The organism is Rhodophyticola sp. (assembly GCF_965284195.1).
Lineage (GTDB): Bacteria > Pseudomonadota > Alphaproteobacteria > Rhodobacterales > Rhodobacteraceae > Rhodophyticola.
The window spans coordinates 3989862-4002682 of sequence record NZ_CBDIRM010000001.1; the positions used below are offsets into that span (position 1 = coordinate 3989862).

13 protein-coding genes are annotated in these 12821 nt (G+C 64.0%); 3 read left to right on the forward strand and 10 right to left on the reverse strand.

The features are described from left to right. Positions 1-14 precede the first annotated feature (14 nt). The 7 genes from ACQ651_RS19915 to ACQ651_RS19945 all read right to left on the reverse strand — a co-directional run bounded on the left by ACQ651_RS19915 (position 15) and on the right by ACQ651_RS19945 (position 7956). Positions 15-578 (reverse strand): sarcosine oxidase subunit gamma, encoded by a 564-nt coding sequence (locus ACQ651_RS19915; protein ID WP_430450260.1) that lies wholly within the window; start codon positions 576-578, stop codon positions 15-17. Then, positions 571-3501, reverse strand: a complete 2931-nt coding sequence (locus ACQ651_RS19920) for a sarcosine oxidase subunit alpha family protein (protein WP_430450261.1) — start codon at positions 3499-3501, stop codon at positions 571-573. The genes ACQ651_RS19915 and ACQ651_RS19920 overlap by 8 nt, the downstream gene beginning before the upstream one ends. After that, complete coding sequence (locus tag ACQ651_RS19925; RefSeq protein ID WP_430450262.1) at positions 3491-3769, reverse strand: sarcosine oxidase subunit delta; 279 nt, start codon at positions 3767-3769, stop codon at positions 3491-3493. Before ACQ651_RS19925 ends, ACQ651_RS19920 begins: the two co-directional genes overlap by 11 nt. Before the next feature lie 11 nt (positions 3770-3780). Next, positions 3781-5031, reverse strand: a complete 1251-nt coding sequence (locus ACQ651_RS19930) for a sarcosine oxidase subunit beta family protein (protein ID WP_430450263.1) — start codon at positions 5029-5031, stop codon at positions 3781-3783. Positions 5032-5143: 112 nt separating this feature from the next. Next, a complete protein-coding gene (locus tag ACQ651_RS19935) occupies positions 5144-5767 on the reverse strand; it encodes a TadE/TadG family type IV pilus assembly protein (RefSeq protein ID WP_430450264.1) in 624 nt (207 codons plus the stop codon). A gap of 9 nt (positions 5768-5776) precedes the next feature. Beyond that, positions 5777-6322, reverse strand: coding sequence for a TadE/TadG family type IV pilus assembly protein (locus ACQ651_RS19940; protein ID WP_375550652.1), 546 nt, complete (start codon positions 6320-6322; stop codon positions 5777-5779). 5 nt (positions 6323-6327) lie between these two features. Then, entirely contained in the window at positions 6328-7956 is a 1629-nt protein-coding gene (locus ACQ651_RS19945; protein WP_430450265.1) for a pilus assembly protein TadG-related protein, read from the reverse strand. 288 nt (positions 7957-8244) lie between these two features. On the opposite strand from ACQ651_RS19945, the gene ACQ651_RS19950 reads away from it, so the two are divergent. After that, the gene (locus ACQ651_RS19950; protein ID WP_227284465.1) at positions 8245-9669 is read left to right on the forward strand and encodes a Glu/Leu/Phe/Val family dehydrogenase; all 1425 of its coding nucleotides are present in this window, start codon (positions 8245-8247) and stop codon (positions 9667-9669) included. Positions 9670-9690: 21 nt separating this feature from the next. Here ACQ651_RS19950 and ACQ651_RS19955 read toward each other — a convergent pair whose 3' ends face one another. Then, positions 9691-10194 (reverse strand): hypothetical protein, encoded by a 504-nt coding sequence (locus ACQ651_RS19955; protein WP_227284464.1) that lies wholly within the window; start codon positions 10192-10194, stop codon positions 9691-9693. 261 nt (positions 10195-10455) lie between these two features. Between ACQ651_RS19955 and ACQ651_RS19960 the strand changes: the two genes are divergently transcribed. Continuing rightward, the gene (locus ACQ651_RS19960; protein WP_430450266.1) at positions 10456-11367 is read left to right on the forward strand and encodes a pirin family protein; all 912 of its coding nucleotides are present in this window, start codon (positions 10456-10458) and stop codon (positions 11365-11367) included. Positions 11368-11399: 32 nt separating this feature from the next. On the opposite strand, the gene ACQ651_RS19965 is transcribed toward ACQ651_RS19960, so the two are convergent. Continuing rightward, the gene (locus ACQ651_RS19965) at positions 11400-11771 is read right to left on the reverse strand and encodes a hypothetical protein (protein WP_227284462.1); all 372 of its coding nucleotides are present in this window, start codon (positions 11769-11771) and stop codon (positions 11400-11402) included. A gap of 98 nt (positions 11772-11869) precedes the next feature. Here ACQ651_RS19965 and ACQ651_RS19970 point away from each other — a divergent pair, with 98 nt between their 5' ends. Beyond that, positions 11870-12634: an alpha/beta fold hydrolase gene (locus ACQ651_RS19970; RefSeq protein WP_430450267.1), complete on the forward strand. Its 765-nt coding sequence runs from the start codon at positions 11870-11872 to the stop codon at positions 12632-12634. On the opposite strand, the gene ACQ651_RS19975 is transcribed toward ACQ651_RS19970, so the two are convergent. Further along, complete coding sequence (locus ACQ651_RS19975; protein ID WP_227284460.1) at positions 12631-12810, reverse strand: CTP synthetase; 180 nt, start codon at positions 12808-12810, stop codon at positions 12631-12633. The two genes, ACQ651_RS19970 and ACQ651_RS19975, sit on opposite strands and share 4 nt — an antisense overlap. Between the last annotated feature and the right edge of the window lie 11 nt (positions 12811-12821).

Consider the following 12821-nt stretch of genomic DNA (forward strand, 5'->3'; position numbering starts at 1 on the left):
GCTGATCGCGGGGCTCAGGGGGACGATTGCAGGGCGGCCCGGGCGGCGACCCCGCGCATCGCAACGTCGAGTTCGTGGATCGCCGTCGCCGCCATCGAGCGGAAGGTCAGGATAGTGAAGCCCTGCGCGCCGGTGCGGATGATCAGCGCCGTCATATGGCCGATCAGGCTGCGCGCCGCATGGCCGCGCTTGAAATGCTCGCGGCCCAGATTGATCGGGGTGAGCCGGGCCAGAACCTCCGCCGCGTCCTTGCCCTCCAGATGCAACACGGCCCAGGCATCGGTCTGGTCCACCACGGCCGCGTGGTCGGCCAGATCCGCCTGCGCGGGATCACCGATCAGAAACGCCTGATCAAGCCCGGACCAGCAGACCCGCGTGCCGCCCTTGGCACTGCTGCGGTTGGGCCCGGGGAAAGGCACGCCATGGGCGGCCTTCAACGCGGCCGACAGGGCGCGCAGCTTGCCGGCAAAGGGCATGAGCGCGGTGATGGCCGCCGGGGTTTCCTCCGTCAGGGTGACGGTGCCGATTTCGATCGGCAGCAGCCCGGACGCCGCGGATTTTGCGATCAGTCTAGCCACGGACGCGCGCTCCCTCAGGGTCGAAAAAGACCGGATCGCAGATTTCGCAAAGCGTTTCCAGACCGCGCAGATGATCCACGTGTTTCACGGTATCGCCATGACGGGCACGACCGTTTTTCAGAAAGCCGAGCCCCAGATAGGTGCCAAACGTGGGCGAGAAGCAGACCGAGGTGACATAGCCCAGATCGTTCACGCGCACCGGGCCCGCCTCGGGTTCGAACAGATGCGCGCCTGAGGTCAGTTGCTTGACGGCACCCACGGGTTTCAGGCCCACCAGTTGCTCCCGTTCCGGGCCGGTCAGCCCGGCGCGCATGGACGCGGTCTTTCCGATGCAGTCCTTTCCCGGGGATATCATCCGCTCCATCCCGATATCGAAGGCGGTGACCCGGCCATGGATCTCCGCATGGGTGATGAAGCCCTTTTCGATGCGCAGGACATTCAGCGCCTCCATCCCGTAAGGGCCGCCGCCGAGGGTTTCCGCACGGGCCACCAGATCGCGGAAGAGCGCATCGCCATAGCGGGCGGGCACGGCGATTTCATAGGCGTGTTCCCCGGAAAAGGAGATGCGGAAGAGCCGGCCCGCGACCCCGTGCACCGAAACCGGGCCGCAGGCCATGAACGGCCAGCTTTCCCCGTCTATCGGGGTGTCGAGCAGGCTGTTCAGCAGATCGCGCGACCGCGGCCCCGCAATCGCGAACTGCGCCCAGTGTTCGGTAACGGAGATGAACCGGACATCCAGATCGGGGCGGAGCGCCTGATGCACGAAATCCAGATGGGTCATCACCTGACCCGCGGCGGCGGTGGTCGTCGTCATCACGAAATGCGTGTCGGAAAGCCGGGCGGTCGTGCCGTCATCCATCACATGGCCATCCTCGCGCAGCATCAGCCCATAACGGGCGCGCCCCGGTTTGAGGGTGGAAAACATGTTGGTGTAGACGAAATCGAGAAAGGCCGCCGCATCCGGGCCCTGAATGTCGATCTTGCCAAGGGTGGAGACGTCACAGATGCCGACCGCGTCGCGCACCATGGCGACCTCGCGGTCGCAGGATTGCCGCCAGGTGGTTTCGCCCCGGGCCGGGAAATAGCCGGGCCTGTACCAGAGCCCCGCCTCGATCATCGGGGCTCCGCGTGCAACGGTTGCCGCGTGCGACGTGGTGAACCGTTCCGGCGCGAAGCCCTTGCCGCCCGCGCCCGCCGCCATCGCACTGATCGAGACGGGCACATAAGGCGGGCGGTAGGTGGTGGTGCCGGTTTCGGCAATGCCGCGCCCGGTGGCATCCGCCAGAAGAGCCAATGCGGCCATGTTGGAGTTCTTGCCCTGATCGGGGGCCATGCCTTGTGTCGTATAGCGTTTCATATGCTCCACCGAGCGGAAATTTTCCCGCGCCGCGAGCCTGATATCCTTGGTGGTCACGTCATTGGCGAAGTCCAGCCACGCGCGGCCCTTGCCATCCACATACCACAGCGCCTGCACCGCGCCGGTCTGGTCGCTTGCGGCGGGCACCGCGACCCCGGGCGCGGATTTCCCGAGCGCCTTGAGCGCCGTTTTCGCCGCGTCGACCCCGGCGGTCAGGCAGGCATGGGTGGCGTAGATCCCGGCGCAGGCCCCGGCGGCGGTCAGTCCCGGCACCGCGCCGGGGGCGGGGACAAAGCCCTTGATCCTGTCATTCCAGATCGGGCGGGCGTTCATGTGGCAGGTCAGATGCACCGAAGGGTTCCAGCCGCCCGACATGGCAAGGCAGTCGGTCAGGATCGTGTCCTGCCGGCCCTTGTGGCGCACGGTGATTTCGCGCAGCGCCCGGCGGCCCTTGCTGTGGATCACCTGCGCCCCCGCCAGCAGCCGGTAATCGCCCTGCGCCGTCGCATCGGCGCGGCTGTCGATCACGGCGGTAACCCGGATGCCGGCCTCGATCAGGTCAAGCGCCGTGCGATGTGCGTCGTCGTTGCAGGCAAACAGGGTGATGTTTCGCCCCGGCGCGACGCCATAGCGGTTCAGATAGGTCCGGACCGCCCCGGCCAGCATGATGCCCGGGCGATCATTCATCGGGAAGGCCAGCGGACGTTCCAGCGCGCCTGCCGCCAGCACGGCCTGTCCGGCATGGATCCGCCAGAAGCATTCCAGCGGCAGGTCCGGTGTCTCGGGCCGGTGCTGGCCGACCCGCTCCAGCGCGCCATAGGTGCCGCCATCATAGGCCCCGGTGATCGTTGTGCGGGTCATGATGCGGACATTGCCGGTGTCGCGCAGCAGATCCAGCATATCCGCGACCCATAGCGCGGAAGGCTTCCCGCCGATCTCTTCGGTTTCAGACAGGAGTCGCCCGCCCAATCGTGCGTTTTCGTCAGCCAGGATCACGTCCGCCCCGGCCCGGGCGGCGGTGAGCGCCGCCATGAGCCCGGTCGGCCCCGCACCGATCACCAGAAGGTCGCAATGCGCGAAGGCCTTCTCGTATCGGCCAGGATCGGGCTGGCCGGATAACGCACCCAGACCCGCCGCGCGGCGGATGACCGGCTCGTAGAGCTTTTCCCAGAAGGCGCGGGGCCACATGAAGGTTTTGTAGTAAAAGCCGGCGCCGAGGACCCCCGGGAACAGATCGTTGATCGACAGAAGATCCCTGTGAAGCGGGCCGACGCGGTTCTGGCTGCGCGCTTCAAGCCCCTCGTAGATCTCCTGCATCGTCGCGCGCACATTCGGTGTTCTGGCCGCGCCCGTGCCGATCTCCATCAGGGCATTGGGCTCCTCGGACCCGGCCGTCAGCACGCCCCGGGGGCGGTGATACTTGAACGAGCGGCCCATGAGCCTGACGCCGTTTGCCAGAAGGGCCGAGGCGACCGTGTCGCCCTCGAACCCGCCATAGCTCACGCCGTCGAAGCGGAACCGAACCGGGTGTGCGCGGTCGATCAACCCCTTGCCCTCAATCCGCATGATCGCCTCCGGTCAGGTCGCGGACCAGGTCCACCTTGAGCACCTCATGGGTGACGGTGTTCCGCCGGACCCGCAGCCACGCGGCACAGCCTGCGCCGTGATGCCAAAGCTCCGCGGTCTCTCCGGCCGGGTTGTCCCGCAAATGGAGGTAGTTGTCCCATGCGGCCTCTCCCGCGTCGGGCGCGGGGCGGTCGAGATAGGTTTCGTGGCCCCGGATGCTGAATTCGCGGCTGTCGCGATCCCCGCAGAGGGGGCATGTGATACGCATCTGCTTTCCCCCTAATGCAGGTTGTGTTGAGAGCCGGTGCCCTCTTCGTCCAGCAGGACGCCGCGGCGGAACCGGTCCAGACGGAAGCGCGCGGCGGGGTCGTGATGCCGGTCGGTCGCGATCAGATGCGCGAAGGAGAAACCCGACCCCGGCACCGCCTTGAACCCGCCATAGCACCAGCCGCAGTCGATATAGAGCCCGTCCACATGCGTCTTGTCGATGATGGGCGAGCCATCGGGTGTCATATCCATGATCCCGCCCCAGCTTCGCAGCACCCTGGCCTTGCCGATCATCGGCATCAGCGTCAGCCCGGCCTCCATCACATGTTCGGCCATCGGCAGGTTCCCCCGCGCCGCGTAGGAGGCGTAGAAGTCGAGGTCGCCGCCGAAGACCAGCCCGCCCTTGTCGGACTGGCTGATGTAGAAATGGCCCATGCCGTAGGTCACCACATGATCGATGCAGGGTTTCAGACCCTCGGTCACGAAGGCCTGAAGGATGTGGCTTTCGATCGGCAGGCGCAGGCCGGCCATGGCCGCCACCTGACCGGAGCGGCCCGCAACCACGATCGCCACCTTCGCGGCGCGGATCGCACCGCGGGTGGTCTGCACGCCGGTCACCTTGCCGCCCGCGATATCGATGCCCGTCACCTCGCATTGCTGGATCAGATCGACGCCGCGCTGATCGGCTGCGCGGGCATAGCCCCAGGCCACCGCATCGTGCCGCGCGGTCCCGCCGCGGGGGTGGTAGAGCCCGCCATAGATCGGAAACCGGGTCTGATCATAGTCGAGATAGGGCAGCATCCGGCGGCAGCCCTCGCGGTCCAGCAGGATCGCGTCATCGCCCTGATTGATCATCGCATTGCCGCGGCGCGCATAGGCGTCGCGCTGCCCGTCGGAATGGAACAGGTTGATCACGCCGCGCTGGCTGTGCATCACGTTGTAGTTGAGGTCGGCCTCCAGCCCTTCCCAGAGCTTCAGGGAATGGGAGTAGAACTCGGAATTGCCGGGCAGATTGTAATTGGCGCGCACGATGGTGGTGTTCCGGCCCACATTGCCGCCGCCCAGATACCCCTTTTCCAGCACGGCGATGTTGCCGAGCCCATGTTCCTTGGCGAGGTAGTAGGCGGTTGCCAGCCCATGGCCGCCGCCGCCGATAATGACGATGTCGTATGCGGGTTTGGGTTCGGGGTCGCGCCACACGGGTTTCCAGCCCCTGTTGCCCATCAGGCCCTGTGCCAGAACCTGAAGCCCCGAATAGCGCATGCGCCATCTCCCCTTGGTCACCGCTGTCCAGTCAACCGGTTTCCAGAGGACTATTCAATGGAGATGTGACAAGCGAAAGCGCGTCCGCGACACCGAAGCGTCGCCGCGTGACTTAACTGCCCGCAGGGCCGCTATCCGTGTCGGGATCGGGTTCCTCGTCGCCGTCACCGAAGTTGCAGCTGCTGCCGCAGTACAACGGGTCACTGCCATCGTCGAATTGCAGTTGGCCGGCAAAACGGGGGCGGGTCACGGTGAAGTTCGTGAACTCAAGCGGGCGCAACCCCACATTGAAAGCGGGGCGATAGGGCAAGAAGGTTTCAACCACGATGATCCTTTCGCCAAAGACCATATTCGGCAGTTGCGACTGGATTGCGGGAATGTTGGAGTCGAAAAGCCGCGCCGTGCCGTCCGTGGCATAGGACCAGTCGATCCTGTATTCGCTCGTGCTTCTGCGTACCTGCGTCACCCGCAACGAGGATTGCTCCACGTTTCGTGTGATATGCTGGAACACATCCGCCAGCCCTTCGATATCCGAGCCATAGATCCAGTCGGTCTCCCGCGACAGAACGTCGGCCACCGCGTAGGTCGCCTTGAGCGAGGTGTTGTAGGTCCGGAATGCGTCGAAGAAGACGAAGCTGCCCACGAAAAGCCAGGCGAGGATCGGTGTGATGATGACGGCCTCGAACGCGACGGCCGCGTCGTCTTCGCGCATGTATCGTCTTATCAGGCGTTTCATCATGTGTTCCTAGGATGGCTCGTTGACGAAGACGGTGGCAGAGGTCATGTGGATGCCGCCGGTGTCGTCGCGGGTGAGGTTCAGGCCGAAACCCGAGATCGGCAGGATCCTGTCCACCACGGCACAGGCCCGGATCAGCATGAGCTGGTTTTCCTCATTCACGTCGCGGCCCGGATCGAAGGTGTTGGGCGGACGCACCATGCCGTCGCGGTTCACGCAGAGCGTCTGTTCATCGGGAAGGATATAGTTGGTCTTGTCGATCGGCCGCAGATCGAGCACGAGGATGTCGTCGCATTGCGGGATCACCAGTGTATTGGCGCAGATGTTCTGGGCGATCTGGTCGTGGGTGACCTCCAGATCGGCCGTGATCCGCAGGAAGCGCACCGTCCGGTCCAGGGCACGTTCCAGCATGACCTGCCGGGTCAGGATCATCGCGGTTTCGAACACCGCGATGAACAGGATCAGGATAATCGGAAAGACGATCACGAACTCGGTCGTGGCCGTCGCCCGCTCGGACCTTGCGAATTGGAAGATATGATATCCGAAGCTATGCATCCGGGCTACTGCACCAGCTTCAACTGGTCGATCGTGTTCGCAATCGAGGCAAAGGCTTCGCTGATTTCGGCGCCTTCGACATCATAGTAATTCGCCGGTTCCGTGGCGCAATACCGCATCACCTCTTCGCCGCGCTGGGGGGCTTCGAAGGCGATGGTGAAGACGATGATCCCCTGTTCTCGGGCCGCATCGCAGATTGCGCGCAGGTTTGCGTCCGCTTCGTTGGCGCCCGCGTAAAGCTCGATCGAATTGTAGCGCAAGTCCCGATAGTAGTCCCAGTCGCCAAAGTATCCGCGACTGCCATGCCAATAGAACTCTCCCGCCATCATCCGGGCCGACCAGCGAGCCCAGAAATAGGGCCAGGAGCGCGGGACGCTTTCATGCCCGTCGTTGGCGTTGCCGTCATCATAGGGATTAAGCGAATATATGCCATCGTCGTCGTCGTAATCGCCATCGGGAATCCAGTAGAGACCCGTTTCAGGCATATACATCGACCAGCGATCATCCTCTTCATGATACAGGATCGTCGACGGCCCGCGTTTGAACTCCTGCACCACATCGTATTGGTTGGTGTTCTCTCCATCGGTCATCAAAACGATGATCTTCATGGTTTCGCGGTCGTTGAATGCCTCCGGGCGATCAACGAAATCGCTGTGCACCACGCCGCTGCTTTCCAGAGCCTGCAGGGCGGGAGCGGCCGCGGGGTCGAGCAGACCAACAGCCCATTTCATGCCAAGATCGATAGCGGTCCATCCATCGGCATTCAGGCTGTCGATGTGGCTGTGCAAGGCGGCGATGTTATGCGACCAGGGCAGGATCGCGCCATAGTCGTCCGTCTGGCAATGCGGCCAGCGGAACGTGGAATACCGCGCCCGGTTGTCGTAGTCGAAATGCGCCAGGCGTTCGATCGGTTGGGCCGGGTCGATCGCGGTCGTCTGGAAATCGGCCTGGTCAAAGCGCGTGCAGCTGGATTCGTTGTGTTCATTGGACAGCGTGAACACGCTTTCGATCGTCGAGCCCGCATTGACCCGGCCATTGTAGGGAACGATCGACATCGAGACGAGCATCTCGTCGGTGCCGTAATCATTGGGTTCCATCACCGCGGTGACGAATTCGCGGGCGGCGGTCTGCATATTGCGGAGTTTGCCGTTCCAGCCCATTGAACCGGAGATATCGAGAACCAGAGAGATTTCGACATTCTGAACGCGTTCTTCGGCCACGCCATATGCGGGCGATGTCATTGCGCGCACACCGAACATGTGCATGAAGACCGAATTGATATCCATTTCCGCATGTGCGGAAACACGGCGATAATTTAACCCCTCCTCGGGCAGGATGGTCAGGCGGTAATTCTCAAGGCCGGAAACCTCGAAGTAATTGCGCACGACCGCCTCGGCATCCTGCTCCTGCGTCATGGCGGCGGCGGCCAGGATGGCGCGGTCCAGCGTGTATTGAAGCTGAACCCTCTGCGTTTCATATCGCATGACGTCGATCGCGATACCGCCCACACCAATCATCAGAACGAACATCATCAGTCCGAAAATGGTGACTGTGCCGTCTTCCTCGCGCGCGAAGCCGCACAGGCTGGCGCTTTCACGAAGCTTTTGAAGGGTCTTCCGTGTCCGAGCGATCATGACATCCAAGTCCTTGCATCAATCCATTGGTCATCGCGCCTGCGCACAAATCCCCAGGAAGCGGTTGTGCGCCGGAACAAAGGCAGAAATTGGGCAGCAGAGGGGAAGAAACGCGATGTTTGCGATACGGAAACAAACAATTAATCCGTAATTAAGCTTTTGCAGTCATGCCTCCCGGTCCCTGCCGTGGCGTGTTTTCTTGCTTTGTTGCCAAGGCTGTGGTCGGGTCTGGCCAAGGCCTTGTTTCCGTGCAAGTCCACAGGTCATGCGTCTAGGGAGGGATATGCCATGACAACCGAGCCGAGCTTTCGCCAATCCGTCGATCTGATGTTCAACCGTGCCGTGGCCCTGATGGATCTGCCGCCGGGGCTGGAGGAGAAGATCCGGGTTTGCAACTCCACCTATGTGGTTCGGTTCGGTGTGCGCCTGCGGGGCGAGATCCAGACCTTCACGGGCTATCGCTCGGTTCATTCGGAACATATGGAGCCGGTCAAGGGGGGCATCCGATATGCGCCCAACGTGCATCAGGACGAGGTCGAGGCGCTGGCCGCGCTGATGACGTTCAAATGCGCCCTGGTGGAGGCGCCTTTCGGCGGCTCCAAAGGGGGGCTTTGCATCGACCCGCGCCATTACGAGGAACATGAGCTGGAGCAGATTACCCGCCGGTTCGCCTATGAGCTGATCAAGCGCGATCTGATCAACCCGTCGCAGAACGTTCCGGCGCCCGATATGGGCACGGGCGAGCGGGAAATGGCGATCATGGCCGACCAATACGCGCGGATGAACACGACCGACATCAACGCGCGCGCCTGCGTCACGGGCAAGCCGCCCCATGCGGGCGGTATCCAGGGCCGGGTCGAGGCGACGGGCCGCGGCGTGCAATACGCGCTTCGCGAGTTCTTCCGCCATCCCGAGGACGTGAAAAAGGCCGGGCTCGACGGCAAGCTCGACGGCAAGCGCGTGATCGTCCAGGGGCTTGGAAACGTGGGCTATCACGCGGCCCTGTTCCTTTCCAAGGAAGATGGTTCGATCATCACGCATGTGGTGGAGCGCGATGGCGCGCTGCACAACGCCGCGGGTCTGGATATCGCCCTCGTCCGCGACTGGATCGCGCATCACGGCGGCGTTCGCGGCTGCCCGCACGGCACCTATATCGAAGAGGGTAGCAAGGTGCTGGAGGAAGAGTGCGACATCCTGATCCCCGCCGCCCTCGAAGGCGTGATCAACATGAACAATGCCGACCGGGTGAAGGCGCGGCTGATCATCGAGGCGGCGAACGGGCCGATCACCGCCGGGGCCGACGAGGTTCTGCGCCACAAGGGCGTGGTCATCATTCCCGATCTCTATGCCAATGCCGGCGGGGTGACGGTGAGCTATTTCGAATGGGTCAAGAATCTCAGCCACATCCGGTTCGGCCGGATGCAGCGCCGTCAGGAAGAGGCGCGGCACGAGTTGATCGTGAACGAGCTTGAACGCCTGTCGCGGGACAAGGATCTCGGCTGGAGCCTCAGCCCGAATTTCAAGGAAAAATATCTGCGCGGCGCCGATGAACTTGAGCTGGTGCGCTCGGGCCTCGATGACACGATGCGCGTGGCCTATCAGTCCATGCGCGAGGTCTGGCATTCGCGCAATGATGTCACCGACCTGCGCACCGCCGGGTTCCTCGTCTCCATCGGGCGGGTCGCGTCGAGCTACAAGGCAAAGGGGCTGTAGGACCCGCCGGATCGCGGGCGGCTAGGGGCGCCCCTGCGGCGCCTGACCCTCGTGATCGCGTTCGACCATCAGGATCTTGATCAGGTCGGCCACGGATTTGGCCTGCGTACCCGAGGTGACGCCGCCGACCATGATCGTGCGCCTGTAGCGCCACCACAGGCCCGGGGCATAGACCGCGCTGTCGGCGGTCTTCAGGCGCATCATGAACCCGTTCGATGGCTTGAAGGCGAAGAAGCCGCGATCGACAGAGGCGATATTCTCGACCCGCGCCAATACGCGGCCGCCGGCCTCCCGCAGTTCCTGGCGGGTCAGCTCCAGCGTGATGCCGCTGGCCTGCCATAGGCGCCAGGACAGAAAAAGGCTGCCCAGCCCCATGACGATCAGGAACACAAGCCAGCCCGGATCGACGGGCGGCGTGGCGGCAGCGATGTAAAGCAGGATCATGCCCAGAAGACCGATCCCGCCGGTCGCGACATAGCGCCGGACCGCGCGAGGTTCGATCACCCCGATAATCTCGTCATCCATGATCCAACTCCATTCTGCCGGGGTGCCATAGCCGGTTGCGCCCGGATTGGCGAGACCTGCGTCGCCCGCGCGCGGGCACACCCTCGGGCGGCGGCGTTCCCGCAGGTTTCCGGCCTGCATCGCCCTGGCCGATGGACCCGATCCTCCCTTGGTCCCCGAAAGCGACACCTGCAGGGCTGCACAGGCCCCGTTCGGGGGCACCGAATTGCCTGATCTCCGCATCGGCGTATATCTCAACCCGTACCCGCAAGGAGGTCCCCGATGTCGATCCGCCCCGTGACCGAAGCCCGCCGCGCCATGCCGACGATGGAAGGCGCGGGCGTCCATCTGCATCGTGCGTTCGGGTTTCAGGACCCGTCCGAGCTGGATCCGTTCCTTCTGTTTGACGATTTCCGGAACAACCGGCCCGAGGATTATCTGCGCGGGTTCCCCTGGCATCCCCATCGCGGGATCGAAACGATCACCTATGTGCTGGCCGGATCGGTCGAACATGGCGACAGTCTGGGAAACACCGGAACCCTTGGTGCGGGCGATGTGCAATGGATGACGGCGGGGTCGGGCATCCTGCATCAGGAGATGCCGCTTGGAAATGCGCGGGGTCAGATGCATGGCTTCCAGCTTTGGGGCAACCTGCCGTCCAGCCTCAAGATGACCGCCCCGCGCTATCAGGATGTGCAGGGAACCGAGATCCCCGAAGTGATCGACGATGACGGCACGGTGGTGCGCGTGATCGTCGGTGAATTCTGGGGCCGGCGCGGGCCGGTCGACGGGATCGCCGCCGATCCGCAATATCTGGATGTCTCGGTTCCGGCGGGGGTGAAGAAAACCTTCCGGATCGACACCTATCGCCGGGCGTTTGCCTATGTGTTCGAAGGGACGGCGGCCTTTGCCGATGCCAGCCGGCCCACGGGCGTGCTTCTGGAGAAGGAGGTGATGGGCCAGGAACTCAATATCCGCGACATGTCCGGCGATCGCACGCTGATCCGCTTCGGCACGGGCGACGAAGTCACCGTGCAGGCCGGCCCGGAGGGTGTGCGGTTCCTGCTGATATCCGGTGCGCCGATCGAGGAACCCGTGGCGTGGCACGGGCCGATCGTGATGAACACGCAGGATGAGTTGCGCCAGGCCATACGCGATCTGCAGAACGGGACCTTCATCAAGGCCGCGCACTAAACGCGACCTCTCCCGTCCGGCGGTGCGGGTGGTCAGATGTACCCGCGCCAGACAAGAAATCCGATCAGAAGCGCCAGAAACACCGCGGCGCGAAACCCGATCTCGGCCCAGAACACGGCCCGGTCCATGGCCTGCCGTTTTCCGGGCTCGATCCCGCGCATCTGCGCGCTGAACCGCGCCAGAGCCTCTTGTGCGACACGCGGGTCGAGCCGGGCGGCCAGTTTCGGGTTCCGCATCCGCGCTTCGATCTCAAGCAGGCTGCCGGCGGCCTGACGCGCGCCTGCGGGCAGCAGGCGGCCGGCCCGCGCGACAGCGCGGCGAAAACTGCGCGCGCGGATGCCGAGCCGTTCCTCGATCTGCGCGCGGGCGGCGTCGGTGATGTCCTGAAACTGCTCCGGCGTCATGCCCCGTACCCCGATACTCAGACGCCACAGCATAAGGCGCGGCGGGCAAGGCTCAACCCCTCTGGTCCCGGCGTAAAGCGAAGGATAGAACACGACCCATGTTGGCCAGCTATTTCTTCGGCGATCCCGGTGATCTGCCCCCGATCCTCATCGCGCATGGTCTTTACGGCTCGGCGCGGAACTGGAACGTGATTGCCAAGCGCCTGTCCGGCACGCGCCGGGTGATCAGCGTGGACATGCGCAACCATGGCGAAAGCCCGTGGGCGGACAGCCATGACTATGCCGATCTGGCCGGGGATCTGGCCGATGTCGTCGCAGCCCATGGGGGGCTGGCCGATGTGATCGGGCATTCGATGGGCGGCAAGGCGGCCATGGCGCTGGCGCTGGCGCGTCCGGAGCAGGTGCGGCGGCTGGTCGTGGCCGATATCGCACCGGCGGCCTATGGGCATACGCAGGTGCAGTTCATCCACGCCATGCGCGGGCTGGACCTGTCGACGCTCGACACGCGCCGGGACGCGGACGTGGCCCTGAAGGCAGAGGTGCCGGAAGATGGCGTCCGGGCCTTTTTGCTGCAATCCCTTGATATCAAGGCAAGACGCTGGCGGCTGAACCTCGATGTGCTGGAGGCGTTCATGCCGAAGATCATCGGCTGGCCCGCGCCCGAGGGCGTGTTCGAGGGGCCAACCTTGTTTCTCTCAGGTGGCGCGTCGGACTACGTGACGCCCGATCACCGCCCGGTTATCCGCGCACAGTTCCCCAATGCCCGGTTCGCGAAGATCCCGGGTGCCGGGCACTGGCTCCATGCCGACAAGCCGCGCGAGTTCGAGGCAGCGCTCGACGTGTTTCTGAACGCGCCGGATTAGAGGGTTCTGATCTTCTTGGCTGCCATCCACGCGGCCGGCAGCGCGACCAATCCGCCCGCAACCGCGGCCACAACGATTGGCTGCCAGCCATCCATACCCGCGGCCAGAACCGCCGTGACCCCGACCCCGGCCAGCACCGTGGCGGCCAGTGTAAACATCAGCAAAAACAAGCGCATGATTGTCGTCC

Bases quoted from the DNA above. Each gene is read 5' to 3' on its own strand.
- ACQ651_RS19930 (WP_430450263.1), bottom strand. From the start codon at position 5,031: ATGCGCTATTCGGGGCTTCAGGTTCTGGCACAGGGCCTGATGGGCAAC.
- ACQ651_RS19970 (WP_430450267.1), top strand. From the start codon at position 11,870: ATGTTGGCCAGCTATTTCTTCGGCGATCCCGGTGATCTGCCCCCGATC.
- ACQ651_RS19925 (WP_430450262.1), bottom strand. From the start codon at position 3,769: ATGCGTATCACATGCCCCCTCTGCGGGGATCGCGACAGCCGCGAATTC.
- ACQ651_RS19975 (WP_227284460.1), bottom strand. From the start codon at position 12,810: ATGCGCTTGTTTTTGCTGATGTTTACACTGGCCGCCACGGTGCTGGCC.
- ACQ651_RS19960 (WP_430450266.1), top strand. From the start codon at position 10,456: ATGTCGATCCGCCCCGTGACCGAAGCCCGCCGCGCCATGCCGACGATG.
- ACQ651_RS19935 (WP_430450264.1), bottom strand. From the start codon at position 5,767: ATGAAACGCCTGATAAGACGATACATGCGCGAAGACGACGCGGCCGTC.
- ACQ651_RS19945 (WP_430450265.1), bottom strand. From the start codon at position 7,956: ATGATCGCTCGGACACGGAAGACCCTTCAAAAGCTTCGTGAAAGCGCC.
- ACQ651_RS19965 (WP_227284462.1), bottom strand. From the start codon at position 11,771: ATGACGCCGGAGCAGTTTCAGGACATCACCGACGCCGCCCGCGCGCAG.
- ACQ651_RS19955 (WP_227284464.1), bottom strand. From the start codon at position 10,194: ATGGATGACGAGATTATCGGGGTGATCGAACCTCGCGCGGTCCGGCGC.
- ACQ651_RS19950 (WP_227284465.1), top strand. From the start codon at position 8,245: ATGACAACCGAGCCGAGCTTTCGCCAATCCGTCGATCTGATGTTCAAC.
- ACQ651_RS19940 (WP_375550652.1), bottom strand. From the start codon at position 6,322: ATGCATAGCTTCGGATATCATATCTTCCAATTCGCAAGGTCCGAGCGG.
- ACQ651_RS19920 (WP_430450261.1), bottom strand. From the start codon at position 3,501: ATGCGGATTGAGGGCAAGGGGTTGATCGACCGCGCACACCCGGTTCGG.